A 25,625-nucleotide genomic window follows, 5' to 3' on the forward strand; every position below is an offset into this window, starting at 1 on the left:
AAAAGCCGACAGTGATGTCGGCTTTTTTGTGGCTATCACAGGCCGGCACTGTCTCAGAATCCCCGACGAATCCGGTTCTTCAGCTGTTCATGAAACATCTCTGCATCGCGCTTGTAAGCCCCTTTCACCGAGTCGCTGAACGAATCCAGGGTTATCGAGCGCTTGTTCGACACCTCATCACGATACGCATCGATAAAGAAATCCAGATCGCTGGCCGTGCTCAGCTTCGGCCATTTGTCCAGATAGATCGGCAGTTGCGCAGGTCCGGTCTTGAACGTACAGATCCGCCGATTGCTGATCGTCGCCTCGCCAATTTCGAAAGGCACCCACCACGACAGTGCTGTTGTCTCCGACACCACCGCCAGCAGATGCGTGCACTCGGTGATGTTGCGGGTAATGACCCCGGTGATGTCATCGGTGGTCTGCGATTCCGGATCCAGCACGTCGAGGTAAGTCCTGATCTTCGCCTGGGTCAGACGGGTATTGATGGCAATCGCATGAGCGCGATCCATATGGCGGTAGCTGATAAAGACTGGCATCAGAAATGTCCTTTGAGGGCGAGTTCGCGGTAATAGGCGCCGAGTGCCGTCAGGCGGCAGCCGGTGGAGTTGAGGGCGGCGTAGTACATGTGCTCGGCGTCGACCGGCTCGATCAGGCTGTGGCGGTTGCACTTCTGCAACTGGGCAAAGATCTCGCCATGTTCAGGCACGAACGCCTTTTCGGTGGGCTCATGGCTGGGGTCGAGCGGGTAGACCGATTCGGCTTCGGCGAACCAGTCGGGCAATTTGCGCAGGATCTCCTTGGGGATCAGCGGCGAGACTTCGCGCAGGGAAATGAACTGCGACACATTGGTCTTGAACACCGGACGCTGTTCCCAGGCGCCGAGGGCGTTGTCGACAAAGGAATACAGACTGCCGGGGGTGATTTTGCCGAGGATATTCGCCGCGCCGCCGTGCAACGCTTGCAGGAGCAGGCCGGTGAACACGCCGTGCTGCGCGCCCTCCAGCGCCGGCTCGGTTTTTTTGCAGGCGGTGAGGATCGTCATACCCTCGCTGACCATGCTGCTCTCGCTGCGCAGGGCGCGCACTTCGCCGGCCGAACCGCTTTCGCAGCAGTCGAGGATGATCACTTTGTTTTTGATCCGCGTGGCTTTGTCCGCCCAGTTGAGGATGTCGCTGATGCGGATGCCGTCCTTGGCGTTGCGGTAGTCCTGCGCGATCAACATGCCTTCGTCAGTGTCGGCGTCGAAACCGCCATGGCCGGCGAAATACAGCAGAGCGACGTTGCAGTCACCGGAAAACAACTCGCGGATCTGGTCTTCGAGTTTTTGCCGGCTCAAATAATCCTCGGCGGACGTCAACACGACATTCTTGAAGTTGGGGTCGCCGTTGGCATTGGTTTTCAGCACCGACGCCATGGCCATGGCGTCGTTGCAACAGCCGCTCAGGCCGCCGATATGCGTGTAATCGTTGATGCCGATGAACAGTGCCTTGCGCATGCTCATACCACCGTGTGCAGGCGGATCGCGCCGACGATGCTGTGGGCACTGCACGCGTGGATGTAGCGAGACGAATGGCGGATGAATAAAACACAGGTTGGCATGGCTTTCCTCGAAGGTCGCTGTGAGCGAAGGAGGAAAGGAATGTAGGCCGCTGGCTCAGGCCTACAAGGTCTGCGCGGCAAAACAGAAAGGTCCTGCAAGCAGCCGCGCAAAAGCCTACAGCAGAGGCTTATGTTTAAGTGGGGGAGAGCTGATTCAGATGCGGTCCGACAACCGGCAGCCCGTGGTGCGGGGCTGCCGGCGCGACTGTTTAATAACCGTTTTCGGGCAGGCTGGCGATGATCGAGCGATAGCTGTTCATCCGTTGCTGCTGGATGCGGCCATCTTCGAGCGCCTTGAGCAGCGCGCAACCCGGTTCGCGGTCGTGCTTGCAGTCGCGGAAACGGCAAGTGCCGAGCAGGTCATCGAACTCGATGAAACCGGCTTCGACATCGGCGCGGCTGACGTGGCCCAGACCGAATTCACGGATGCCCGGGGAGTCGATCAGTTCGCCGCCGCCAGGGAAGTGGAACAGGCGCGCGGTGGTGGTGGTGTGCGTGCCCTGACCGGACAATTCCGACAACGGCCCGACGCGGGTTTCGACTTCCGGCAGCAGGCTGTTGACCAGCGACGACTTGCCGACGCCGGACTGGCCTACGAACACGCTGATGCGCCCGTCGAGCTGCTTTTGCAGCTGTTCCATGCCATCGCCGTGGTGAGCCGAGACTTCCAGCACCGGATAACCCAGCGTGCGGTACACCGCCAGCAACGCGTTCAGCGCCGGGGCGTTCTGCTCGTCGATCAGGTCGAATTTGTTCAGCAGCAGAAGCGGGCGGATGCCGGCATGTTCGGCGGCGACCAGATAGCGGTCGATCAGGTTGGCATGAGGCTCGGGCAGCGGCGCGAAAACGATGACGATCATGTCGACGTTGGCGGCAACCGGCTTGAGCTGGCCACGACTGTCGGGGCGGCACAGTTCGGTGCTGCGCGGCAGTTGCGCGACGATCACGCCAATGCCTTGGTTGCCGGCGCGCCAGACCACTTTGTCGCCAGTGACCAGCGCTGGCAGGTTGGCGCGCAAGTGGCAGCGGAACACTTGACCGGCGAGTTCGCCGTCGACGGCTTCGACTTCGACCTGCACGCCGAAGTGGGCGATCACCAGGCCGTGTTGCTCTGGGCCAAGGTCGCCGCCCTCGAGGGCTTCGACCGCCGAGGACTCGCGTTTGGCGGCGCGTGCGGCGCGCTCGCCCTGGATCTTTTCGATGCGCCAGTTTTGACGACGATTGAGTTGGCGTTTGGCCATGGGTGTTCCGTCTGAAGAATGCAGCGATTAGGTAAAACGGCCGCGAGTTTAGCACGCCCGGCCACCGGCCTAGGCTAAACTGCGCAGCATTGCCTAGGAGCCCGAATATGCAAAATCCGCAGAACCTGATCTGGATCGACCTGGAAATGACCGGTCTGGACCCGGACAACGATGTCATCATCGAAATGGCCACTATCGTTACCGACAGTGAGCTGAACACATTGGCTGAAGGTCCGGTGATTGCCATCCACCATAGCGACGAAGTGCTCGCGCGCATGGACGAGTGGAATACCCGCACCCACGGCAACTCCGGTCTGACCCAGCGTGTGCGCGACAGCCGCATCAGCATGGCTGAGGCAGAAGCTGAGACCATCGCCTTTCTGGAAAAGTGGGTGCCGAAGGGCAAGTCGCCGATCTGCGGCAATAGCATCTGCCAGGATCGTCGCTTCCTTTATACCCACATGAAGGCGCTGGAAAGCTACTTCCACTATCGCAACCTCGACGTCTCCACGCTCAAGGAACTGGCCGCGCGCTGGGCTCCGGATGTGCGCGACAGCTTCAAGAAGGGCAGCACGCATCTGGCGCTGGATGACATCCGCGAATCGATCGCCGAGCTGCAGCACTACCGCAAGCATTTCATCAAATTCTGATGCGGCGGCATCAGCCCTGACGCTTTCGCGAGCAGGCTCGCTCCCACATGGAATGCGGCTTATGTGGACGCGAGCCGGCTCGCGAGAGGCGCGCCCTCTTCTGGTGCGGCGCCGAAATGGCTAGACTGCGCGCCTTCCTGCCTGGACTGCCATCATGTTGCTGATGCTCTATCTGATCGCCATCACTGCCGAAGCCATGACCGGCGCGCTGTCTGCCGGACGACGCGGCATGGACTGGTTCGGCGTGGTGCTGATCGCCTGCATCACCGCGCTCGGTGGCGGTTCAGTGCGCGATGTGTTGCTCGGGCACTACCCGCTGACCTGGGTCAAACACCCGGAATATCTGGTGCTGACCTCGGTGGCGGCGATGTTTACGGTGTTTGCCGCACGCTGGATGCGTCACCTGCGCTCGCTGTTTCTGGTGCTCGACGCGGTGGGGCTGGTGGCATTTACCTTGATCGGTTGCATGACAGCGCTGGAAATGGGCCACGGCATGCTGGTGGCCTCGGTCAGCGGCGTCATCACCGGTGTGTTCGGCGGCATCCTGCGCGACATTTTCTGCAATGACATTCCGCTGATATTTCGCCGCGAACTTTATGCCAGTGTTTCATTCGCTGCGGCATGGTGCTACATGTTTTGTCTTTATATAAATGTGCCGGGCGAACAAGCCATCCTGATCACTTTGTTTGGCGGGTTCCTGTTACGTCTGCTGGCCATCCGTTTCCATTGGGAAATGCCGAAGTTCGTCTATAACGACGAACATTGATCATTCTTGCGTTGGTGTATTGGAGGCTGGTTTAAAGGCATATGAGTTGCCGGCGGCTGGTGCACGCATATTTCTTACACTTTTCACTTTGATATTTTCTTGGTGGGTATGTAACTTTTTTTGCTGACATGTTTTCGATGTCACTATCAAGTTATATTCTCACAGAGGAGCTGTATTATGAGTGAAAGCATGGATGCTACAGGTAATCAACAAAACACTTCGCCCGTTCTTGTGGGGTTGTCCAGTCTGAAGGTCAAGTTTGACGCCAGTGATAACACTCAAAGCAGGGCACTTTTTGCTAATGGCCGGATGCAAGTCAAAGTTCAGGTGCTCGTTGCCGGAGTAGACGCCGACGGCAACGCTGTGCATGTACCGGAAGATGTACTGGAAAGCATCCAGCTTATTCATTACGCGACCGGCAAGACCTTGCGCGATGGTTGGGTCGCGAGCGCAGTCCAAGGGCGGTTTACGCGTGAGGCACGGCCTGCACCGGATGCCTTGGACAGGCACGATGATGATCTTGAGAATGACAGCGTTCATCCACAGGTGCGTACGTTCTGGGTTTCCTCGTCGAGCGCCGGAACGACTGAGGTCGGTGCGCGCCTGTCTCTCAACGGGGAGAGGATTTTGAGCAACGGAACCACCCCTGCCAGTGTTCATTACAGCAGCGTGACTCTGGAGGCTGAAAAGCCCGCGACATATGGAGTCTTTCAGTTGTATCAGAACAGGATTGGTAATGAGTCGCCTGGTAATCGTATCTGGAAGTACCATCTGGGGCTGTACCCGGACGGGAAGCAAATCCGCCTGGTCGATTGGATGGTCGAGGGGGCTGAAGAGGGCGAAAACCTCGATTTTGCGGGCGGGAACAGGCTTAACGAAATCAAAACCAATTATATGAAGTGCATTTTCGTCCGTCCCGAAAAAACCAGTGTGACCGTCACCTTGCCTGATAGGGGTGATCCGTTTGTATATGCTTTCACCGGCGATGCGCAAACATGGAATCACAAGCATTACAAAGTAAATACGCAAAGCGACGGAGAACTCACTATTGTGCAGGCGTTATCCGAATACTCGGAAAATACCGGTGCGCAAAAATATGGAAGTGTCCTCTACTTTATCGCTATCGATGAATATGGTACCGGGCATAAGTTGGCGATTCGCGTGAGTTTTTATGAGCGCAATTTGTCTCTTCAGCGAGGCTGAGTTTCATCATCCATTGATGCAATGTCTTGGGATGTAGTAGCTGTATATGCGTTTGGCATCGCGGCTGCAGATAAGCTGCCATGTTCGATGATCAGGCATATGCACGAAAGTGCTTTATCTGATGTCTTGCGCTGGCCCCGCAGCGATGTGTGGCCAGCGTCACCACTCCTCAAGGATGAGCATTCATGACTGGCAAACCGCCGAAAATCAAACCTGTATCTGCCCCAACCAGACCCATCGAGTCCAGCGGGGATGGCCTGCCCCGGGCTCTGAACCCGTCTTCGACAATGCCGCATTCGACTGTTGCACATCATCAGGGACCCTTGCCTTCGCCATCTTCTTCAGATTCGCTTGCAGTGATGCCTGTCATCAGTGTGAGCACGAGGCCGAAATATTTCACGATCGACGAGTTCGCAAGTGTGTCCGCAAGGAATTCGCTGGAGAACTACTGGATACCCACGCAAGAGCGTCTCGACAAGACCGATGCATGGGGCATCGCAATCATGAAGCAGCGTCAGTATGTTGCCGTCGCTGACAATCACATCGTACAAGTGGTCCGAGACCCCGAGAGCGGCCTGTTTCGCGCCACACATGCCAGAGAACTGCATCCTTCCGGTCCGCTGTTGAGGCCTGACAGCGAGGGCCGTTTGTGGCATCCGCTGGATGATCCTGAGTCGGCCAATCCAGTTGCAACTGTCTTTACCGGACAAAATCGCACGACAGAGCTTCCCGGCACGGAGTATTCAATAAAGGATTTCCCTCCACTGATGACCCAACGCATATTTGCCGTGAGCGGCGTCGACGCGATGATGGCGCACAGGTCCGACATTCATCCCGCTTCGCTGGCATTGCTGCAGGACACTGCGAGGCGCTTCGCCCTCGATCAAAAGATCCGCCAGTTCATCACCCAAGTGCAACATTCCGATCCGACCGTGCGTGCGCAAGCCGATTCACAACTGCAGGCTTTGTTAACGCTACAGGCAACTGATCTGAGCGAGCGCGTTATCGAACAGTCCCGCGCTTTGCTCTTTGAGCAGAGCGAGCGGGCGTTCGAACTCGATTGCGATGACAATACGTTGCAGATGCGACGGATTTTTCCTCATCTGCCCAAGACGATTGCTCAGGCGTTGTGGCGAGAGGCCAGTGCCGCCGACCACAGGCATTTGCGCCTGCGGCCGGGAATGCCGCGGCACATGGCAGAAAAAACGCTGGTGGCGCTACGCGAGGTGCGTCTCGCCAGGGCGTGCGAAGGAATCTATCTGGATGCGGTAGCCAGCCTGGACAGTGACCAACTGGCTTTGCAGATGCTCGGGCAGCTTGATCAGTGGCCGCGACAGATTCGTATCGAGATTCGTCTGCAAGCGTCAGAGGGTGAGTCATTGAGTGCTATTGGCGATGCTCGATCGCCAGTGCGGCACATATTGATTCGTCAGCATGAAGGCTACGTTATCCAACGCAGCGGCATCGCGTCCCCTCAGGATCGGATGGATCTGTATGCCGCCGTCTGGCGCCTTTTACTGCCCGGGCAGCGCCAGTTGCTCGGTGTAGCGCAGGGCGGTGGTGCGGCGCTGCGGCAACTGGTACGCGCACAGCCATTGCCGTCGCGCCAACGCGTGAGCGAATTGTTGGGACTGGCACCGGTGCAGGTAACGGCTGTTCCGGCCAGCGCCCAATACGCGCAAGCGGGGCTGCGAGGCGGCGGCGATGTCAACCCGATGTTGACAGGATCCGTTGTGGAACGTGTCCGTAGCCTCTATCCGCAACTTGATGACAAGGAGTTGGCCGCGTTCGTTTCCGAGCGCCTGGGATCTGAGCCGTCCACAGTTTTAGCGCGCCTGGAGACAGACCTCGCAATATTGCGCAATGAATTGGCGATCTGGAGTGCGGAAGGATTATCGACCCAAGCGGACTCTTCGCAGGACGCAATGCAGATCGCAGAACAGCGCCCGGCTCGCGAGCAATTTAGCGCAAAACTGCAAGATATCTGGCGACGCAAGTCGGTTTCCAGGTGGGGTTACGGTGACTATCATTTTTCCCATCATGTCGATTTTACTGGTGAGTTACCAAGATTATCCGCCAGGTTCGACTATGTAACAGAGTTGGTATTGACTGTAGAAACACCAGGCGCACGCATCGGCGCTTTTTTTGACAGTTTTCCCAATGTTCAATATTTGATGGTCACTGGCATAAAAATGGAGGACTTCCCGTCAGGGATATTCCAAATGCGCCAGTTGCGTCAACTGGTACTGGACGATTGTTCGCTTGAATTATCTGAAGCGACGGCTGAAGGTGTGTCCAGGATCGAGACGCTCACTTTGTTGAATCTGGCCAACAACCCTCTGACAGTTGCTCCGCATGTAGGCTTCATGACAGGTTTAACCGAGTTGATGCTATATAACGCCAATCTCTCCAGCCTACCCTCCGGCATAGACAGGCTTGGAGATCTTCGGGTCATGGCGTTACAGGATAATAATATCTCAGACGTAGGGGGCGATTTGTTCGATATTCCGGATACTCAAGATCTATATGTTGGTTTATTGAACAATCCGCTGAGTGACGAGTCGATGCGGCGGATTAATCAATACCTTGAAAATTCCAGTATGGACCGGAAAGTGGAAATCCAAACGGAAGAAGCAGTTTCAGATTTTGATTCCGATAGTGAGTCATCGGAGAGCGGATTTTCGACAGGTCCAGATAGCGACTGAGTGTTGTCGAAAGTAACGGATCGATCACGCTGCCAACATGATTTGGCAAACATAAGCTACTCGCTGACTCCCCTTCCGGTTCGGGTTGATTGAATTCGGAAGGGGTAACAGGCCATCGTGGGCCAGAATCAAAGGGGCGAAGGGCTTAGTGTTGAATCTCGTAACATGCAGATCGCATTTTTTGAAGTTATTAGCATCTGTGTGAATTATTAAAGATAATGTTGAAAGTTTGCTTTTTCACAAAATGTCAAATGTCGCGGCTGTTTATATTTAAATTCGACGTTAATACTTTGCCGAGCCCTTGAAGGGCGAAATATATTAATCGGCTGAGGTGTTATCAGATGTTTGATGAGCAAGTTGGTATTTCCCGTATCGAGGTAAAGCTCGACGCCACAAATCATGGCCAGCACAAAGTGCTTTATGCCAACGGTCGCATGCAGGTGCGTGTATTGGTGCTTCTGCACGGTATCGATAACAATGGCGACGGCGTATCGCTGCATGGACATCCTGGATTGCCGTCATTGCGGCTGATTGCCTACAACGGTGCTCGGCCTCTGGAGGGAGACTGGAGTGTTTCGATTCAGGAAAATCGTTACGCTCACGAAATGTCGGGTGGTGCAACGCGCCTGACAGAACTCCCTCGGGTTAGTGACAACCAGGTAAGCAACGCCGCAGATCCGGTACAGATTTTCCAGTTCTGGGTCTCGGCTTCCCGACCTGGAATTATGGAAGTAGCTGCCGAGATCTCCTTGAATGGCGTGGTATTGCGAAGTAATGGGGTTGGTTTCGACAGCAGTGTCACGCTGGAGGCGATTCCTCCGAAAGAGTACTCGCTGAGCAGCTTTTCATTGAGCAAGTATGATGAGAAACGGCAGAGGGGTCGATACGATTCGATTCAGCATTATCATATTGCCCTGCGCGCTGAAGGCAGGCAGATTCACCTCCTTGACTGGTACAGCAGTGAGGTGAAACTTGATCCTTATGATTCCGAAGAGGCGGTGCAAGTCTATGTGTCCGGTAATATCCCCGGAATACAAGGTAGTCGCAAAGTTTTTTATGGCTATATGGCACCGATATATGGCGTGCAAGCAACATTCCGCAGTCCCCTGAGCTACGTTACCGTCCCTATCAATAAGGTGCCTGGGCAATTAACCCTTATTCAATATCTTTCCGCTGACCCGCAAGCAGCACGGGAAAATGAAAGCGCATTCGAGTTTGCCGTGTTCGATGAGTTCGGTACGGAGCACCGCCTTTGTATCGATGGTGATAAAGAGCGGCTCACTTTTATTCTGGATCAATCCAGGCGGTCAATGAAGCAGCTTAGCTGACTTCGTTGTGTGGTCGGCGCTTTTTGCTGGCCAGTTTTAACTGCTCAACCTAAGTCTGGAAATAAAAGGACGGTTTACCAATGGAAAGTAATTTCTCTCCCTCTGTTCATTCAAACGCTTTCAACTTTGGTGAATTTGTTTCAGGAGGCGTTGATCCCCGCACGGGCATGTACACCTGCGCATTTTCGCTTGGCAAGTTGCACTCGGCGGATCTCAATGGTCCGGAGCTTGCGCTTTCAGTGGGCTTTAATCCGCTCAATCAGGCGGATAGTGGTTTCGGCGTTGGCTGGTCTTTGACACTGACCAATTATGACTTGCGCAGCAAAGTGATGACCTTGTCCAACGGTGAGCGCTACAAGGCTGTCGAGACGCCTACCGGCCTTAAGTTCAAGGAAATGAAACTGCAAACGGCGAAAGTGTCAGTCGCTGGAGCAGGGCGCTATGAAGTTCGATACAAGGATGGCCGGCGTGAACTGCTCAAAGTCCTGGCCGGCACTCAGGTCGCCGTCGCGGAAAAAATAATAGCGGCGAACGGTGTGAGCATTACCCTGAAGCATGAGTTGTTCAACCAGTTTCCCCGATTGGCCGAAGTCCGTGATGCCAAGCGCTGCCTGTTGAAAATCACCCGCGCGGCAGGTCAGGTGACGCTGTCCCGGCATCCCGACACTACTTCCAGTTCCAACTACAAGCTGATCTTGAAGAACTCTCGAGTGACGGCCATCGAGCTGCCGGTTGGTAAGGGTTGGGACCTTGAGTATGAAGTCATCGCTGGAGCCAGCTATGTTCATCGCATCGTCAATCCGCTGCGCGGGGTCGAAATCATTCGCTACAAGCGGCACGGCCACAGCTTCATCAGCGGTGTGGAACGGACACTGCCGTTTGTGATTGCTCACGATGTCTACCCTGGGCGCAGCCAGCCCCGACTGTGCAAGACTTACACGTACTCCGACCATAACTTCCTTGGGCAGGGCCTCCTTCCTGCCAAGGATAGTGACCTGGATCCTCTCTATCTGGCGCCCGGCCACTACGTCTACACCTCGGACGAGCACTTGCTGGTCAGCGGCAAAGTACATACCCGCATCAAACGCACCTACAACAAATTCCATCTGTTGGTGGCTGAGGTTACAACCTGCGGTGACGCCCAGATCGCCACCACCACGGAATATCACTGTTCCGTTACCAAGCCATTCAGTGAGCAGGTGGCTCAGTTCCGCATGCCTAAAGTCCACACGGTGACGTACCTCGATCGGCGTACTCAACAGCAGCGTGTGGAAACCACCGTCACGGAGTTCGATGACGAAGGTAACTTGCTCAAGCAGGTCGAGCCCACAGGGGTGACGACGACCACGGAATTTTATCCGGCCAGTGGTGGAGATAACTGCCCAGAGGATCCGCTGGGCTTTTCCAGATTCCCGAAAAAAAGGACGGTGACTGCTGCCGCATCCGATGGTGCTTCGACAGTCACCTACTACGACTACGCGCTGCATCCGGCGCTGGACGGTGCGGAACTGGCATCCGTGTTACCGGTCGAGGAGCGTTTTTGTGAAGTGTTGGAAGGCGTTGAGGTATTGCGTTCGAAAACCGCACGCAGTTATTTGAATACGCCCGAGGATCCACTCAAGCATGGAGCCACGAAAGAGCAGAGTGTCATCCTGAATGAAAAAAAAACCGCTATCGAATTTTCCTATGAGCTTGAGGGTGACAGTTTGCGAGTCAGGTCCAGCACGCGCGGATTTGACGGCACGCTGCAGACCAGTGAGAAAGTGCTGTCGACGCTGACCGGATTACAGGTCTCTGAAGTCGGTGTCGATGGCGAGCACATCGAGCATGAGTACGACGCAATCGGTCGGGCAGTGGGCAAAACGGTTGCTGGCGGCACCCCATATGCGGCCGTTACCCGGTGGACCTATCTGGCTGCCAGCAAACAGCATCCGGCGACAATGGTGACCACGGATCCTGCTGGCGGCGAGCAAAAAGTGACTTATGACGGGATGGAACGGGTGATCACCGTTCATGAAAAGGACTGCGACCATCCCGACAAGGACGGTCTGATTCAGACACGCACGCTTTATTCTGCGCTGCATGATTCGGTCGGCCACAAGGTGAAAGTGACGCTGACTGATTGGCGTGATGGCAAGCCTTATCCGGTCAGCACCGGCTACGAATTCGATTCCTGGGGCCAGGTCAGCAAGACGCTGCACGATGATGGGCGTATCGAACACAGCGAGGCGGACCCGGTTCTTCGCCGGCAGACCCATTGGTTCCAGGGGATGGGCAAGACGATCACCCTCGTCAATGATTTCGGTAAACCGCTGAGCGTCGAGAGCTTCAATCTGAAGAACAAGAGTCTCGGCAAAACCGTTTACACCTATGACGGTTACGGGCGCACAACCAGTCAGACAGACCCTGTCGGCAATACCAGTCGATATGAGTACGACGTTTTTGACCGGATAACCCGCAGTGTCCTGCCCGACGCCACTGCGGTCGTGACCGACTACGCCGGGCATAGTGATGAAGGTCTGCCGATCAACATCAAGGTCGCTGACAAAGTGTTGGGGCAGCAAACTTATGACGGTCTGGGTCGCTTGATCCGGAGTACCGTTGGCGGACGTAAGTCCGAGGCAGGTTATGAAGCGGGCTTCACCCAGCCGCAGTGGTACAGGAGTGCTGATGGCAAAAAGACCGAATTCACTTATTTGCGGGAACTGGGCGGCCTGCTGACTGAGCGCAAGGCAGGGGATCTGGTCACGACCATGACGTATGACCCCCTCAGTGGCAATCCCTTGACCTGTACCGAAAACGGCAGACAGCGCAATTTCGCCTATCACCCCTCCGGGCGTGTGAAAACCGAAACGACGACCCTCGGCGCTATCACCAAAGCAACCTCCAGTAGCTGGTCCCTGCAGGGGCGACCGATCGCCCATGTCGATGTGCTCGGAGTCGAAAGCACATCCGAATACGATAAGCACGGCCGCCTGCTATCCACCTCTCAAGGCTCGCTTAAAACCGAATTCCACTACGACGCGCAGACGGGGATGCTGGACTGGACGAAAACCGAAGAAACGTCAATCAAGCGTCAAATGCTCACCCGGTTTGCCTATGACGATATCGGGCGTGAAACCCGCCGAACATTCGAGATTCAGGGGCAGCCAGACCAGACCCTGGAATCGACTTACACGCTGGCTGGCAAACTGGCGCAGAAAGTGTCCAGACGTGGCACTCAAGTGTTACGTGATGAACAGTTCACCTACGATGTGCGCGGGCGCTTGATCCAGTACGACTGTGCCGGCACGCAAAAGCCGCGCGATCCGTATGGCAAGGAAATTATCCGCCAGACATTCACCTTCGATGCATTGGATAACATCCTCACCGTGCAGACGAAGTTCCCGCTGGGGGTGAATCTGACCACCTTCAGTTACGACAATCCTGATCCTGCACAGCTCAGCGCCGTCAAACATTCCCACGTCGACTATCCCTCGGCAGTGACGCTGGAATACGACGCCAACGGCAGGATGATCAAGGACGACCAGGCGCGAACGCTGGCCTATGACGCGTTCGGACGTCTCGAGCAGTTGTCCAGCGCAGGGGGATCAGTGATTCGTGGCTACCATTACGACGGTTTCGATGATCTGGTGGAGCTGTCGCAAGCCGAAAAAACAATTGTGCAGCGTTACTACTACGCAGGCCGGGTTGCCAACGAGGTGAGTGGTGAAAGTTCAACCAGTGTTGTGCGTCACGGTGGAGCGCTCGTGGGGCAACAGCAATCGGGGTTGAACCCCGACGCGCAGCTATACGCCACCGATCAGCAGCAAAGTGTGCTGGCAACGCTGGGCAAGGAGCAGCTCACCGATTGCGCCTACAGCCCTTATGGGCATCGTCCCGCCGAAGGTGGATTGTTCAGCGTGGCAGGGTTCAACGGCGAACAGCTGGATCCGGTTACCGGGCTGTATCTGCTGGGCAACGGTTACAGGGCTTATAGTCCGACACTGATGCGCTTTCTCGCCCCCGACAGCATGAGTCCATTTGGCGCGGGCGGATTGAATGCCTACAGTTATTGCCTGGGCGACCCTGTCAATCGTGTCGACCCTACCGGGCATATCTCCTGGCAATCGATCCTGGGCATCGGCCTCAGTGTTCTCGGAATTGTTGCCAGCGTGGTGACGATGGGCGCGGCGACGCCATGGGCAGTGGCGGCATTGGGGCTGGCGGTTGCTTCAGGCCTGGCGGGTATTGCCAGCGAGGTGGTCAATGAACTCGCACCGGGTTCTCAAGCGGGCGAGATATTGGGCTGGATCAGTTTTGGTCTTGGGCTGGCTTCGGTGGGGGCAGGGCTGGCAGCTGGTGCCAAAGCGGGCATCAATGCTGGCAGGAAACTGGCTGGCGCCTTCAAGCAGGGCCTGAGTAGTAAAGGCTCCAAAGCAGCGGGTCAAGAGATGGCCCGAGGCATGATCAAGGGTAAGGGAAACAAGGCGGCGGCCAAGGCGAAGGCGAAGGCCAGCGCGGCCGTTCAGGAAGAGGCCGAGAAACCATGGTCACTCGTCAGGGTCGACCCCAAAAAGAACATCCTTGAGAAAGAGGGCCTTACCGGCTTGCTTGAAAAGGCCGAAACCTTCATGCAGCACATTGAGGCGGGTAACTCCCCGACGTCCTCTGCAGCGCTGATTCATGCCAAATACACGCCCATGCATGGTCCATCCGGCTCAGCATCAAAGCCGATGCATCTCTATCTATCGCAAGGAGACCGAATATATATGACCGAAAACGCCAAGGAGCGGATCGCGGTCATCAACCAGCTGGGTGGTCATTTAAAGGAAAAAAAGTAAGTCGGAGCACGCAACGAAACGATACAAGGCGAAAGCAGGAACACTCAAGGTCCGGCTACGATTTGAACAGTACGCTTGCCGGTTTTGCGAGCGCGCGGTGGGCGTGCTGTTCCAGTGCCCACTCGACATGTTCCCTGACCAACTCTGACGGATAATCACGTCGCGCCTTCAACGCTTCCAGCACAGGAATCGATGAAGGCGCATTCCCCAGCCCCACCGCCAGATTGCGTAACCAGCGCTCGTACCCGGCACGCCGCAACGGTGAACCTTCGGTGCTGTTCAAGAACTTTTCTTCATCCCACATGAACAGTTCAGCCAGCTCGGCATTATCGAGATTGTGCCGTGGCTTGAAATCGCTTTCTCCAGTCGGCCGAGCGAAGCGGTTCCATGGGCAGACGATCTGGCAGTCATCGCAGCCAAACACCCGATTGCCTATCAATGGCCGCAATTCTTCGGGAATCGCGGTTTTCAGCTCAATGGTCAAATAGGAAATGCAGCGCCGGGCGTCCAGCACGTACGGGCCGACAAAGGCATTGGTCGGGCAGATATCCAGGCATGCGGTGCAACGCCCGCAATGTTCAGTGCTGTGCGGTTCGTCCACCGGTAGCGGCAGGTCGACGAACAGTTCGCTCAAGAAAAAATAACTGCCGGCCTTGCGGTTCAACACCAAGGTATTTTTACCGATCCAGCCCAGTCCAGCCTGTTCGGCGATGGCTTTTTCCAGCACCGGTGCGCTGTCGACAAACGCACGAAAGCCGAACGGGCCGATCTCCGCCTGGATCTTGTCGGCCAATTGTTGAACACGTTTACGGATCAATTTGTGGTAATCGCGGCCCAAGGCATAACGCGACACGTAAGCCTTCTCCGGCTCAGCCAGGCGTTTGGCCATTTCGGTATCGCCTGGCAAGTAGTCCATGCGCAGGGAAACCACGCGCAACGTGCCCGGCACCAGCTCTTCCGGGTGCGAACGTTTGCTGCCATGGGCGCCCATGTAGTCCATGTCGCCGTGGTAGCCGGCCTCGAGCCAGCGCTGCAGATGCTGCTCGTGTTCGGCCAGGTCCAGACCGCTGATGCCGACTTGCTGGAAGCCCAGCTCGCGGCCCCAATCCTTGATCGATTGGGCGAGGGCGGGCAGGTCTGTGGTGATGGCGGACATGAGGCGAGAGAAACCGGAGCTGAGGTGCGTATAATTCTGCCAGACATCGGAGCCCGAAGACGCATGCCGCAGACGAAAGATGAATTACCCGACGCGCTGTACCGCGCCGCGCAGGTGCGCGAACTCGACGCGCGGCTGATCGCCGCCGGCACGCCGGGCTTCGAATTGATGCAACGCGCCGCCCGCGCGACGTGGCGCGCACTGGTGCGCAAGTGGCCGGCAGCGAAGGAACTGACGGTGCTCGCCGGGCACGGCAACAACGCTGGCGACGGTTATCTGGTGGCCGGGCTGGCGCTGCGGGCCGGCTGGACCGTGCGCGTTCTCGCCGTCTGCGATCCGCAACGTTTGCAGGGCGATGCCGCACTGGCCCATGCCGAATCGGTGGCTGCTGGTGTTGTGGTGCAAGGCTGGCAGGCGCAACGCGAGCTGCGCGGTGTCGTCCTCGATGCGTTGCTCGGCACTGGCCTGAGCGGCGAAGTGCGTGAGCCCTATGCCTCGGCGATCAAGGCGATCAACGCCTGCGGCTTGCCGGTAGCGGCGGTCGATATTCCTTCCGGGCTGTGTGCCGATACCGGGTGTGAACTGGGTGTCGCGGTATGCGCCGATCTAACGGTGACCTTCATTGGTATGAAGGTCGGGCTGTTGACCGGTGATGCGGCGGATCATATCGGTGAGCTGGTCTTCAGCGACCTGCAAGCCCCCGACGAAATTTTCAGTGACATTCCTGTCTGCGCTCAGCGTCTGAGCGCCGCTAATCTTCCAGCACTTGCGCCGCGCGCGCCGACCTCGCACAAGGGCCGCTTTGGCCATGTGTTGCTGATCGGCGGCGATCACGGTTTCGGCGGAGCGATTCTGCTCAGCACTGAAATGGCCTTGCGCGGCGGCGCAGGCATGGTTTCGCTGGCGACTCGCCCAGAGCATATGCCGGCGGCGCTGACTCGGGTGCCGGAGGCGATGGCGCTCGGCACTTCATCAGCCAATCAACTGATGGGGCTGCTGGAAAAGGTTTCGGTGCTGGTGGTCGGACCGGGTCTCGGTCAGGGCAGTTGGGGCCGTGCGCTGTTGTCGGCGGCCGCCAATGCTGCGTTGCCGCAAGTGTGGGACGCTGACGCGTTGAACCTGCTGGCCAGCGATTTTGTCCAGTTGCCCAAGGATAGCGTGATCACCCCGCATCCGGGTGAAGCGGCGCGCTTGCTTGGCATCAGTACCGCCGAAGCGCAGGCCGATCGCCCGGCCGCTGCTCTGGCGTTGAGCAAAAAGTATTCAGCGGTAGTGGTTCTGAAAGGGACCGGCAGTCTGATCGCCCATCCCGATGGGCGTCTGGCCTTGTGTCATCAGGGTCATCCGGCGATGGCCACGGGCGGGCTCGGCGATGTGCTGGCCGGTCTGACCGGCGCAATGCTGGCCCAGGGCATGGGCGCGTTCGATGCGGCATGCCTGGCCGTCTGGCTGCACGCCAACGCCGGCATGCAACAAGGCAAATTCGGCCGCGGGCTGGCGGCCAGTGATCTGATTCCAGCCATTCGTCAGTTGTTGGAGGAGCAAGCACCGTGTCTGAAGTAACCCTGTACCTGGCCGATGAACAGGCAATGAGCGACTTTGGCGCACGGATCGCCCGCGTCACCCAGGGCCATGGCCTGATTTTTCTTGAAGGCAATCTGGGTATGGGCAAAACCACCCTGTCACGGGGCATCATTCGTGGGCTGGGGCATGTCGGCGCGGTAAAAAGTCCGACCTTCACATTGGTCGAGCCCTACGAGATCGGTGACGTTCGTGCCTTCCACTTCGATCTCTATCGCCTGGTCGATCCCGAGGAGCTGGAGTTTCTCGGCATCCGCGACTACTTCGAAGACGATGCCCTGTGCCTGATCGAATGGCCCGATAAAGGTGCAGGCTTTTTGCCAAAGCCTGACCTGACCATTACCATTAGCCCGCAAGACAGCGGGCGTTCGCTGAAAATTTTAGCCCAGGGCTCGCGTGGCGAGGCCTGGTGTGCCGCTTTGGCATTGGAATCCAATTAAATGATGGGGTTTGGTATGCGCTTTCGCGCGTTGGTGGCTGCCGCTGGACTGATGTTGATGGCAGTAACCGTCAACGCTGTGGCCGATTCAAAGGTCAACAGCGTGCGCCTGTGGCGGGCGCCGGACAACACGCGACTGGTCTTTGACCTCAGCGGCCCGGTGCAGCACAGCGTTTTCACCCTGACAGCCCCTGATCGGCTGGTGATCGACATCAACGGCGCCACCCTCGGCGCGCCGTTGAACGTGCAGACCGCGAACACGCCTATCACCGCGATGCGCTCAGCCCAGCGCACGCCGACCGACCTGCGGGTGGTCATCGACCTGAAAAAAGCCGTCACCCCGAAAAGCTTCTCGCTGGCGCCGAACGCGCAATACGGCAACCGTCTGGTGGTCGATCTGTTCGACAACCCGGCCGATGCCGCGCCGCCGCCAGCCCCGACGCCATCGGTGGCGACCGTGCCGGCGGTGCCGGTGACTCCGACCGAACCGGCGATCAAGCTGCCGCCAGCCCCGGCCGGCAAGCGCGACATTATCGTCGTGATCGATGCCGGCCACGGAGGGGAAGACCCGGGCGCGTCCGGCTCGCGCGGCCAGCGTGAGAAAGACGTGGTGCTGCAGATCGCCCGCGAATTGCAGCGTCAGGTCAACGGCATGAAAGGCTTCCGCGCCGAGCTGACCCGTACCGGCGACTACTTCATTCCATTGCGCGGGCGTACCGAAATCGCCCGCAAGAAGGGCGCCGACCTGTTCGTCTCGATCCACGCCGACGCTGCGCCGTCCGCGGCCGCTTTCGGTGCTTCAGTGTTCGCCCTGTCCGATCGTGGCGCTACCTCCGAGACCGCCCGCTGGCTGGCCGACAGTGAAAACCGATCCGACCTGATCGGTGGTGCCGGCAACGTCAGCCTCGACGACAAGGACCGCATGCTCGCCGGCGTGTTGCTCGACCTGTCGATGACTGCGTCGCTGACTTCCAGCCTCAACGTCGGCCAGAAGGTGCTGACCAATATCGGTCGCGTTACGCCGCTGCACAAACAGCGTGTGGAACAAGCCGGGTTCATGGTGCTGAAGTCGCCGGACATCCCGTCGATCCTGGTCGAAACCGGCTTTATCTCCAACGCCAACGAAGCGAACAAGCTGTCCGCATCGAGCCATCAGCAAGCGCTGGCCCGTTCGATCAGCAGCGGCGTGCGCCAGTTCTTCCAGCAGAATCCGCCGCCGGGCACCTACATCGCCTGGCTGCGTGACTCCGGCAAGATTGCCCAAGGCCCGCGCGACCACCGTGTCGGCCCGGGTGAAACCCTGGCGATGATCGGCGTGCGCTATCAGGTTTCGCCGGCCACCTTGCGCGCCGCCAACAATCTGAAAAGCGATGAGCTGAAAGTCGGTCAGCACCTGACCATTCCAGGCACCGAACTGGCGTCCAAAGAATGAACCAGGTAATGAACACCGCGCGCATCGAGCTGCTCAGCCCACGGCTGGCGAACCAGATTGCCGCCGGTGAGGTGGTTGAGCGCCCGGCTTCGGTGATCAAGGAGTTGCTGGAAAACAGCCTCGACTCCGGCGCCAGGCGTATTGACGTCGATGTCGAGCAGGGCGGCGTCAAGTTGCTGCGCGTGCGCGATGACGGCAGCGGTATTTCCGCCGATGACCTGCCGCTGGCCCTGGCCCGTCATGCCACCAGCAAGATTCGCAACCTCGAAGACCTCGAACAGGTGATGAGCCTGGGTTTCCGTGGCGAGGCGCTGGCGTCGATCAGCTCCGTGGCGCGTCTGACCCTCACCTCGCGCACCCGCGATGCCGATCAGGCCTGGCAGGTCGAGACCGAAGGCCGGGATATGGCGCCGCGCGTGCAGCCGGCGGCGCATCCGGTGGGCACCTCGGTGGAAGTTCGCGACCTGTTCTTCAACACCCCGGCCCGGCGCAAATTTCTCAAGACCGAAAAAACCGAATTCGATCACCTGCAGGAAGTGATCAAGCGTCTGGCGCTGGCGCGCTTCGACGTGGCTTTTCATCTGCGCCACAACGGCAAGACCATCCTCAGCCTGCACGAGGCCCACGATGATGCAGCCCGCGCACGGCGTGTGGCGGCGATCTGCGGTTCGGGTTTCCTTGAGCAGGCGTTGCCGATCGAGATCGAACGCAATGGCTTGCACCTGTGGGGCTGGGTCGGTTTGCCAACCTTCAACCGTAGCCAGGCTGACTTGCAGTATTTCTTTGTGAACGGGCGGGCGGTGCGCGACAAACTGGTGGCCCACGCGGTACGCCAGGCTTATCGCGACGTACTGTTCAACGGTCGGCATCCGACCTTCGCGTTGTTTTTCGAGGTCGATCCCGCAGCAGTAGACGTCAACGTGCACCCGACCAAGCACGAAGTACGCTTCCGTGACGGGCGCATGGTCCACGATTTCCTGTATGGCACGCTGCACCGTGCGCTGGGCGATGTGCGTCCGGAAGATCAATTGGCCGGCTCGGTCACCACGGCGATCGTTCGGCCGAGCGGGATCGAGGCGGGCGAGTTTGGCCCACAGGGCGAGATGCGTCTGGCCGCCAATGCGCTGCTGGAGCAGCCGCAGGCGCAACCGGTGTTCAATACTTCGTCCGGGGCCAGCGCTGGCGGCGCTTATCAGTATCAATACACGCCGCGTCCGCAATCGGCGCTGCCTGCTGCCGAGGCGCAAGCCGCATACAAGGAATTTTTCGCGCCGCTGCCTGAAGCCAATGCCAGCGCACTGCCGACCGGTCAGGAAGATATTCCGCCGCTCGGCTATGCACTGGCGCAGCTAAAAGGCATCTATATCTTGTCCGAAAACGCCCATGGCCTGGTGCTGGTGGACATGCATGCCGCCCACGAGCGGATCATGTACGAGCGCCTGAAAATCGCCATGGCCAGCGAAGGTCTCAGTGGCCAGCCGTTGCTGGTGCCGGAGTCGCTGGCGGTCAGTCAGCGCGAGGCCGATTGTGCTGAAGAACACGCCGCCTGGTTTCAGCGTCTTGGTTTTGAATTGCAGCGGCTGGGGCCGGAAACCCTGGCGATCCGGCAGATTCCCGCTTTGCTCAAGCAGGCCGAAGCCAATCGACTGGTCGGCGACGTGCTCTCTGACCTGATGGAATACGGCACCAGTGACCGTATCCAGGCGCACCTCAACGAACTGCTCGGCACCATGGCCTGCCACGGCGCGATCCGCGCCAACCGGCGTCTGGCCCTGCCGGAAATGAACGGTCTGCTGCGCGATATGGAAAACACCGAGCGCAGTGGTCAATGCAACCATGGCCGACCGACCTGGACCCAATTGGGCCTGGACGATCTGGACAAACTGTTCCTGCGCGGTCGCTGATGAGCCAGCTGCCTCCAGCGATTTTCCTGATGGGCCCGACCGCTGCGGGCAAGACCGATCTGGCCATCGAGCTGACCAAGGTGCTGCCGTGCGAGTTGATCAGTGTCGATTCGGCGCTTGTCTACCGCGGCATGGACATCGGCACGGCCAAGCCTTCGCAAGAACTGCTCGCCGAATACCCACACCGGCTGATCGACATTCTCGACCCCGCTGAAGCGTATTCCGCTGCCGATTTCCGTCGCGACGCGTTGCAGGCCATGGCCGAAATCACTGGGCGAGGAAAGATCCCGCTGCTGGTCGGCGGCACCATGCTCTATTACAAGGCTCTGGTCGAAGGTCTGGCGGACATGCCGGCAGCCGATCCCGAGGTCCGCGCGCAGATCGAGGAAGAAGCTGCACGCCTCGGCTGGCAAGCCCTGCACGAACAGTTGGCGCAGATCGATCCGGTGTCGGCGGCGCGCATCCATCCCAATGATCCGCAACGCTTGAGTCGGGCACTGGAAGTGTATCGAGTCAGCGGGCAGAGCATGACCGCTCTGCGCGAGCAACAATCTGTGCAAAGTACTGAAGCAGCCGCTTCGGGACGGCAACAATTGCCCTATACTGTCGCGAACCTGGCCATTGCTCCGGCGAATCGTCAGGTTCTGCACCAGCGAATTGAACAAAGATTCACAAATATGTTGGAACAGGGATTCATCGACGAGGTCGTAGCCCTGCGTAAAAGAAGTGACCTGCATTCGGGGTTGCCGTCTATACGTGCGGTAGGCTACCGCCAAGTCTGGGATTACCTGGACGGCAAGCTGACATTGGCCCAGATGCAGGAGCGGGGCATCATCGCCACGCGCCAATTGGCCAAACGCCAGTTTACCTGGCTGCGCAGCTGGGACGATTTGCATTGGCTGGACAGTCTTGATTGCGACAATCTGCCACGCGCCTTGAAATACCTCGGGACCATCTCCATATTGAGCTGAGTCCTTGCAATTGCCGTCTATCCTTGGGGGTGTGACGGCCGAAGCCATCTGAATTTACCTGTTTTTATTATTGAATCCTTAAAGGAGTGCGGCACATGTCAAAAGGGCATTCGCTACAAGACCCTTACCTGAACACTTTACGTAAAGAGAAAGTCGGGGTTTCCATCTATCTGGTCAACGGTATCAAGCTGCAAGGGACGATCGAGTCGTTCGACCAGTTCGTGATCCTGCTGAAAAACACCGTAAGCCAGATGGTCTACAAACACGCTATCTCGACCGTCGTGCCGGTTCGTCCAATTCGTCTGCCTAGCGCAACCGAAAACGAACAGGGCGATGCCGATGCAGCGCCGGGTAACGCCTGATAGGAGTCTCCTTTGTTCTTTGAGCGCCACGGTGGTGGTGAACGAGTCATCCTCGTTCACTTGGATGGACAGGACCCTGAGGCGCGCGAAGATCCGCAGGAGTTTCAGGAGTTGGCAAATTCGGCTGGCGCCGAGACCGTCGCGTTTTTTAACGTGCCGCGTCATCGGCCAACCGCCAAATATCTGATCGGCAGCGGCAAGGTCGAGGAACTGCGCGACCTGGTCAAGGCTGAAGAAGCCGATCTGGTGATTTTCAATCACATCCTCACGCCCAGTCAGGAACGCAACCTCGAACGTGTTTTCGAGTGTCGCGTGATCGACCGCACCGGGCTGATTCTCGATATTTTCGCCCAACGCGCACGCACCCATGAGGGCAAGCTGCAGGTCGAACTGGCCCAGCTTGACCACATGAGCACGCGGCTGGTTCGCGGCTGGACTCACCTTGAGCGTCAGGGTGGCGGTATCGGTATGCGCGGTCCGGGTGAAACCCAGCTGGAAACCGACCGCCGTCTGCTGCGGGTTCGCCTGCGTCAGATCAAGGGGCGGCTGGAGAAGGTGCGCAGTCAGCGCGAGCAGTCGCGCCGTGGCCGATCCCGTGCGGACATCCCTACCGTTTCGCTGGTGGGATACACCAACGCCGGCAAATCGACACTCTTCAACAACGTGACGAAGTCCGAGGTGTACGCGGCCGATCAACTGTTCGCCACGCTCGACCCGACCCTGCGCCGGCTGGAGCTTGACGACCTCGGTCCCATCGTCCTCGCCGACACCGTGGGGTTCATTCGTCACCTGCCACACAAGCTGGTCGAGGCATTTCGGTCTACGCTCGAAGAGTCGAGCAATTCCGACCTGCTGTTGCACGTGATCGATGCGGCCGAACCGGATCGCATGTTGCAGATCGAGCAGGTGATGGTGGTGCTGGGCGAGATTGGTGCCCAGGACTTGCCGATCCTCGAGGTCTATAACAAACTCGATTTGCTTGAAGGCGTCGAGCCGCAGATCCAGCGCGATGCCGATGGCAAGCCGCAACGGGTCTGGCTCTCGGCGCGTGATGGCAGCGGTCTGGAATTGCTTGAACAGGCCATCGCCGAGTTGCTCGGCAGTGATCTGTTCGTCGGTACCTTGCGCTTGCCGCAACGATTCGCTCGGCTGCGTGCGCAGTTCTTCGAACTCGGGGCGGTGCAGAAAGAAGAATACGATGATGAAGGTGTCAGCCTGCTGGCCGTTCGTTTGCCCCGGATCGAGTTGAATCGATTGGTAAGCCGCGAAGGATTGCAGCCGATGGAATTCATCGAGCAACACACTTTGCAATAAAAGCCTGACAAAGCGGTTGTGCCGCAACGGCAGGCATTCTGTAGCATTGGTCGGCGCGCCGTGGGTGCGTCTTTGCTTTATCAGATGGAGAGCGCTATGGCTTGGAATGAGCCGGGTGGCAACTCGAATAATCAGGATCCCTGGGGTGGCAAGCGCCGCAATAACGGCGACCGCAAGGGGCCACCGGATCTCGACGAGGCCTTCCGAAAGCTGCAGGAAAGCCTGAACGGGTTGTTCGGTGGTGGTAAGAAACGCGGTGATGACGGCGGCGGGTCGGGGCGCAGCAGTGGCGGCTTCGGCGGTCTGCTCGGCATCGGCCTGGTCGTGCTGGCGGCTGTCTGGCTGTACAGCGCGGTCTACGTGGTGGACGAGCAGGAGCAAGCCGTGGTGCTGCGCTTCGGCAAGTACTACGAGACTGTCGGCCCGGGCCTGAACATCTACTTCCCGCCGATCGACAAGAAGTACATGGAGAACGTGACGCGTGAGCGTGCGTACACCAAGCAAGGCCAGATGCTGACTGAAGACGAGAACATCGTCGAAGTGCCGCTGACCGTGCAGTACAAGATCAGCAACCTGCAGGACTTCGTGCTGAACGTCGATCAGCCGGAGATCAGCCTGCAGCACGCGACTGAAAGTGCACTGCGTCACGTGGTCGGTTCCACCGCCATGGACCAGGTGCTGACCGAAGGTCGTGAATTGATGGCTAGCGAGATCAAGGAGCGTCTGCAACGTTTCCTCGATACCTATCGCACCGGTATCACTGTCACTCAGGTCAACGTACAGAGCGCAGCGGCACCGCGTGAAGTGCAGGAAGCCTTCGATGACGTGATCCGCGCCCGTGAAGACGAGCAGCGTTCGCGCAACCAGGCTGAAACCTACGCCAACGGCGTCGTGCCGGAAGCCCGTGGTCAGGCCCAGCGCATCATCGAAGATGCCAACGGTTATCGCGACGAGACCATCTCGCGCGCCAAGGGTGAGGCCGATCGCTTCACCAAACTGGTCGCCGAGTATCGCAAGGCACCTGAAGTCACCCGCGAGCGTCTGTACCTGGACACCATGCAGGAAGTCTTCAGCAACACCAGCAAGGTGCTCGTGACCGGCAACAAGAACGGCCAGAGCAATCTGCTTTACCTGCCGTTGGACAAAATGATCCAGAATAGCTCGGGCAACGCACCGGTGACCGGTTCGGCCGCCAGCAACAACACGGACGTCACGCCGCATGTCACTGACGTGCCGCAGACGCGTACAAGGGAGACCCGCTGATGAGCAATAAATCGCTGATCGCCCTGATCGTTGGCGTCGTTGTGGTACTGGTGGGCTGGAATTGCTTCTACATCGTCGCTCAGACCGAGCGCGCGGTGCTGCTGCAATTCGGTCGTGTGGTTCAGGCCGATGTCCAGCCGGGTCTGCATGTGAAGGTGCCTTACGTCAACCAGGTGCGCAAATTCGACGCGCGTCTGCTGACGCTGGATGCACCGACGCAGCGCTTCCTGACCCTGGAAAAGAAAGCCGTGATGGTCGATGCCTACGCCAAGTGGCGGGTGAAAGATGCCGAGCGCTTCTACACCGCAACTTCGGGTCTGAAGCAGATCGCCGACGAACGTCTGTCCCGTCGTCTGGAATCCGGCCTGCGTGACCAGTTCGGCAAGCGCACCCTGCACGAAGTGGTGTCGGGTGAGCGTGATGCGCTGATGGCTGACATCACTGCATCGCTGAACAAGATGGCGGAAAAAGAGCTGGGTATCGAAGTGGTCGATGTCCGGGTCAAGGCCATCGATTTGCCGAAAGAAGTGAACCGCAGTGTGTTCGAGCGTATGAGCACCGAGCGTGAGCGTGAAGCTCGCGAGCACCGCGCCAAGGGTAACGAGCTGGCCGAAGGCATCCGTGCCGACGCCGATCGTCAACGCCGCGTGCTGCTGGCCGAAGCCTATCGTGAATCCGAAGAGGTTCGCGGTGACGGTGACGCCCAGGCAGCTGCGATCTACTCCAAGGCCTACGGTCAGGATCAGGAGTTCTACGGTTTCTACCGTAGCCTGCGTGCCTACCGTGAAAGCTTTGCGAACAAATCCGACGTCCTGGTCCTCGACCCAAGCAGCGACTTCTTCCGTTACCTGGAAAAAGCCAAACCTTGATACGACGTTGACCTGA

General features: G+C 58.3%; 19 protein-coding genes. 15 read left to right on the top strand and 4 right to left on the bottom strand.

Features of this window, described 5'->3' with window-relative positions; translation table 11 throughout:
- Positions 1–53: 53 nt before the first annotated feature.
- From AB4O45_RS15855 to rsgA, 3 genes are all read right to left on the bottom strand, one after another.
- Positions 54–539, bottom strand: coding sequence for a toll/interleukin-1 receptor domain-containing protein (locus tag AB4O45_RS15855; RefSeq protein ID WP_056787531.1), 486 nt, complete (start codon positions 537–539; stop codon positions 54–56).
- Positions 539–1,498 (bottom strand): caspase family protein, encoded by a 960-nt coding sequence (locus AB4O45_RS15860; protein WP_460160285.1) that lies wholly within the window; start codon positions 1,496–1,498, stop codon positions 539–541. Before AB4O45_RS15860 ends, AB4O45_RS15855 begins: the two co-directional genes overlap by 1 nt.
- 313 nt (positions 1,499–1,811) lie before the next feature.
- Positions 1,812–2,843: a small ribosomal subunit biogenesis GTPase RsgA gene (rsgA, locus tag AB4O45_RS15865; protein WP_024011360.1), complete on the bottom strand. Its 1,032-nt coding sequence runs from the start codon at positions 2,841–2,843 to the stop codon at positions 1,812–1,814.
- 107 nt (positions 2,844–2,950) lie between these two features.
- Here rsgA and orn point away from each other — a divergent pair, with 107 nt between their 5' ends.
- From orn to AB4O45_RS15895, 6 genes are all read left to right on the top strand, one after another.
- Positions 2,951–3,493: an oligoribonuclease gene (gene orn, locus AB4O45_RS15870; protein WP_016771957.1), complete on the top strand. Its 543-nt coding sequence runs from the start codon at positions 2,951–2,953 to the stop codon at positions 3,491–3,493.
- Between the two features lie 151 nt (positions 3,494–3,644).
- Positions 3,645–4,259: a trimeric intracellular cation channel family protein gene (locus AB4O45_RS15875; protein WP_177342722.1), complete on the top strand. Its 615-nt coding sequence runs from the start codon at positions 3,645–3,647 to the stop codon at positions 4,257–4,259.
- Positions 4,260–4,436: 177 nt separating this feature from the next.
- Positions 4,437–5,462 (top strand): hypothetical protein, encoded by a 1,026-nt coding sequence (locus AB4O45_RS15880; protein WP_095180966.1) that lies wholly within the window; start codon positions 4,437–4,439, stop codon positions 5,460–5,462.
- 185 nt (positions 5,463–5,647) lie between these two features.
- A complete protein-coding gene (locus AB4O45_RS15885; protein ID WP_460160286.1) occupies positions 5,648–8,167 on the top strand; it encodes a leucine-rich repeat domain-containing protein in 2,520 nt (839 codons plus the stop codon).
- Between the two features lie 341 nt (positions 8,168–8,508).
- Positions 8,509–9,495 carry a hypothetical protein gene (locus AB4O45_RS15890; RefSeq protein WP_460160287.1) on the top strand — a complete coding sequence of 329 codons (987 nt, stop codon included), beginning with the start codon at positions 8,509–8,511 and terminating at the stop codon, positions 9,493–9,495.
- A gap of 80 nt (positions 9,496–9,575) precedes the next feature.
- Positions 9,576–14,318, top strand: coding sequence for an RHS repeat domain-containing protein (locus tag AB4O45_RS15895; RefSeq protein WP_460160288.1), 4,743 nt, complete (start codon positions 9,576–9,578; stop codon positions 14,316–14,318).
- A gap of 55 nt (positions 14,319–14,373) precedes the next feature.
- Here AB4O45_RS15895 and queG read toward each other — a convergent pair whose 3' ends face one another.
- Positions 14,374–15,474: a tRNA epoxyqueuosine(34) reductase QueG gene (gene queG, locus AB4O45_RS15900; RefSeq protein WP_252887227.1), complete on the bottom strand. Its 1,101-nt coding sequence runs from the start codon at positions 15,472–15,474 to the stop codon at positions 14,374–14,376.
- Between the two features lie 63 nt (positions 15,475–15,537).
- Between queG and AB4O45_RS15905 the strand changes: the two genes are divergently transcribed.
- The 9 genes from AB4O45_RS15905 to hflC all read left to right on the top strand — a co-directional run bounded on the left by AB4O45_RS15905 (position 15,538) and on the right by hflC (position 25,609).
- Positions 15,538–17,037, top strand: coding sequence for an NAD(P)H-hydrate dehydratase (locus tag AB4O45_RS15905; RefSeq protein ID WP_460160289.1), 1,500 nt, complete (start codon positions 15,538–15,540; stop codon positions 17,035–17,037).
- On the top strand, positions 17,025–17,495 hold the full coding sequence (gene tsaE / locus AB4O45_RS15910) for a tRNA (adenosine(37)-N6)-threonylcarbamoyltransferase complex ATPase subunit type 1 TsaE (RefSeq protein ID WP_041480731.1): 471 nt from the start codon (positions 17,025–17,027) through the stop codon (positions 17,493–17,495). The genes AB4O45_RS15905 and tsaE overlap by 13 nt, the downstream gene beginning before the upstream one ends.
- 51 nt (positions 17,496–17,546) lie before the next feature.
- Positions 17,547–18,926, top strand: a complete 1,380-nt coding sequence (locus tag AB4O45_RS15915) for an N-acetylmuramoyl-L-alanine amidase (RefSeq protein ID WP_370593506.1) — start codon at positions 17,547–17,549, stop codon at positions 18,924–18,926.
- On the top strand, positions 18,923–20,830 hold the full coding sequence (gene mutL, locus AB4O45_RS15920; RefSeq protein ID WP_252868703.1) for a DNA mismatch repair endonuclease MutL: 1,908 nt from the start codon (positions 18,923–18,925) through the stop codon (positions 20,828–20,830). The genes AB4O45_RS15915 and mutL overlap by 4 nt, the downstream gene beginning before the upstream one ends.
- Positions 20,830–21,801 (top strand): tRNA (adenosine(37)-N6)-dimethylallyltransferase MiaA, encoded by a 972-nt coding sequence (gene miaA, locus AB4O45_RS15925; RefSeq protein ID WP_353187896.1) that lies wholly within the window; start codon positions 20,830–20,832, stop codon positions 21,799–21,801. Before mutL ends, miaA begins: the two co-directional genes overlap by 1 nt.
- Positions 21,802–21,896: 95 nt before the next feature.
- Complete coding sequence (gene hfq / locus AB4O45_RS15930) at positions 21,897–22,163, top strand: RNA chaperone Hfq (protein WP_016771947.1); 267 nt, start codon at positions 21,897–21,899, stop codon at positions 22,161–22,163.
- Between the two features lie 12 nt (positions 22,164–22,175).
- A complete protein-coding gene (hflX, locus tag AB4O45_RS15935) occupies positions 22,176–23,477 on the top strand; it encodes a ribosome rescue GTPase HflX (RefSeq protein ID WP_041480728.1) in 1,302 nt (433 codons plus the stop codon).
- Between the two features lie 96 nt (positions 23,478–23,573).
- Positions 23,574–24,740, top strand: coding sequence for an FtsH protease activity modulator HflK (gene hflK / locus AB4O45_RS15940; RefSeq protein ID WP_024011368.1), 1,167 nt, complete (start codon positions 23,574–23,576; stop codon positions 24,738–24,740).
- Positions 24,740–25,609 (top strand): protease modulator HflC, encoded by an 870-nt coding sequence (hflC, locus tag AB4O45_RS15945; RefSeq protein WP_016771945.1) that lies wholly within the window; start codon positions 24,740–24,742, stop codon positions 25,607–25,609. Before hflK ends, hflC begins: the two co-directional genes overlap by 1 nt.
- Positions 25,610–25,625: the final 16 nt, after the last annotated feature.

Source organism: Pseudomonas sp. S2_B10, assembly GCF_054668425.1.

Bases quoted from the DNA above. Each gene is read 5' to 3' on its own strand.
- hfq (WP_016771947.1), top strand. From the start codon at position 21,897: ATGTCAAAAGGGCATTCGCTACAAGACCCTTACCTGAACACTTTACGT.
- AB4O45_RS15895 (WP_460160288.1), top strand. From the start codon at position 9,576: ATGGAAAGTAATTTCTCTCCCTCTGTTCATTCAAACGCTTTCAACTTT.
- AB4O45_RS15905 (WP_460160289.1), top strand. From the start codon at position 15,538: ATGCCGCAGACGAAAGATGAATTACCCGACGCGCTGTACCGCGCCGCG.
- mutL (WP_252868703.1), top strand. From the start codon at position 18,923: ATGAACCAGGTAATGAACACCGCGCGCATCGAGCTGCTCAGCCCACGG.
- AB4O45_RS15880 (WP_095180966.1), top strand. From the start codon at position 4,437: ATGAGTGAAAGCATGGATGCTACAGGTAATCAACAAAACACTTCGCCC.
- queG (WP_252887227.1), bottom strand. From the start codon at position 15,474: ATGTCCGCCATCACCACAGACCTGCCCGCCCTCGCCCAATCGATCAAG.
- AB4O45_RS15855 (WP_056787531.1), bottom strand. From the start codon at position 539: ATGCCAGTCTTTATCAGCTACCGCCATATGGATCGCGCTCATGCGATT.
- orn (WP_016771957.1), top strand. From the start codon at position 2,951: ATGCAAAATCCGCAGAACCTGATCTGGATCGACCTGGAAATGACCGGT.
- AB4O45_RS15890 (WP_460160287.1), top strand. From the start codon at position 8,509: ATGTTTGATGAGCAAGTTGGTATTTCCCGTATCGAGGTAAAGCTCGAC.
- hflK (WP_024011368.1), top strand. From the start codon at position 23,574: ATGGCTTGGAATGAGCCGGGTGGCAACTCGAATAATCAGGATCCCTGG.
- AB4O45_RS15885 (WP_460160286.1), top strand. From the start codon at position 5,648: ATGACTGGCAAACCGCCGAAAATCAAACCTGTATCTGCCCCAACCAGA.
- AB4O45_RS15860 (WP_460160285.1), bottom strand. From the start codon at position 1,498: ATGCGCAAGGCACTGTTCATCGGCATCAACGATTACACGCATATCGGC.
- miaA (WP_353187896.1), top strand. From the start codon at position 20,830: ATGAGCCAGCTGCCTCCAGCGATTTTCCTGATGGGCCCGACCGCTGCG.
- AB4O45_RS15915 (WP_370593506.1), top strand. From the start codon at position 17,547: ATGTTGATGGCAGTAACCGTCAACGCTGTGGCCGATTCAAAGGTCAAC.
- rsgA (WP_024011360.1), bottom strand. From the start codon at position 2,843: ATGGCCAAACGCCAACTCAATCGTCGTCAAAACTGGCGCATCGAAAAG.
- hflC (WP_016771945.1), top strand. From the start codon at position 24,740: ATGAGCAATAAATCGCTGATCGCCCTGATCGTTGGCGTCGTTGTGGTA.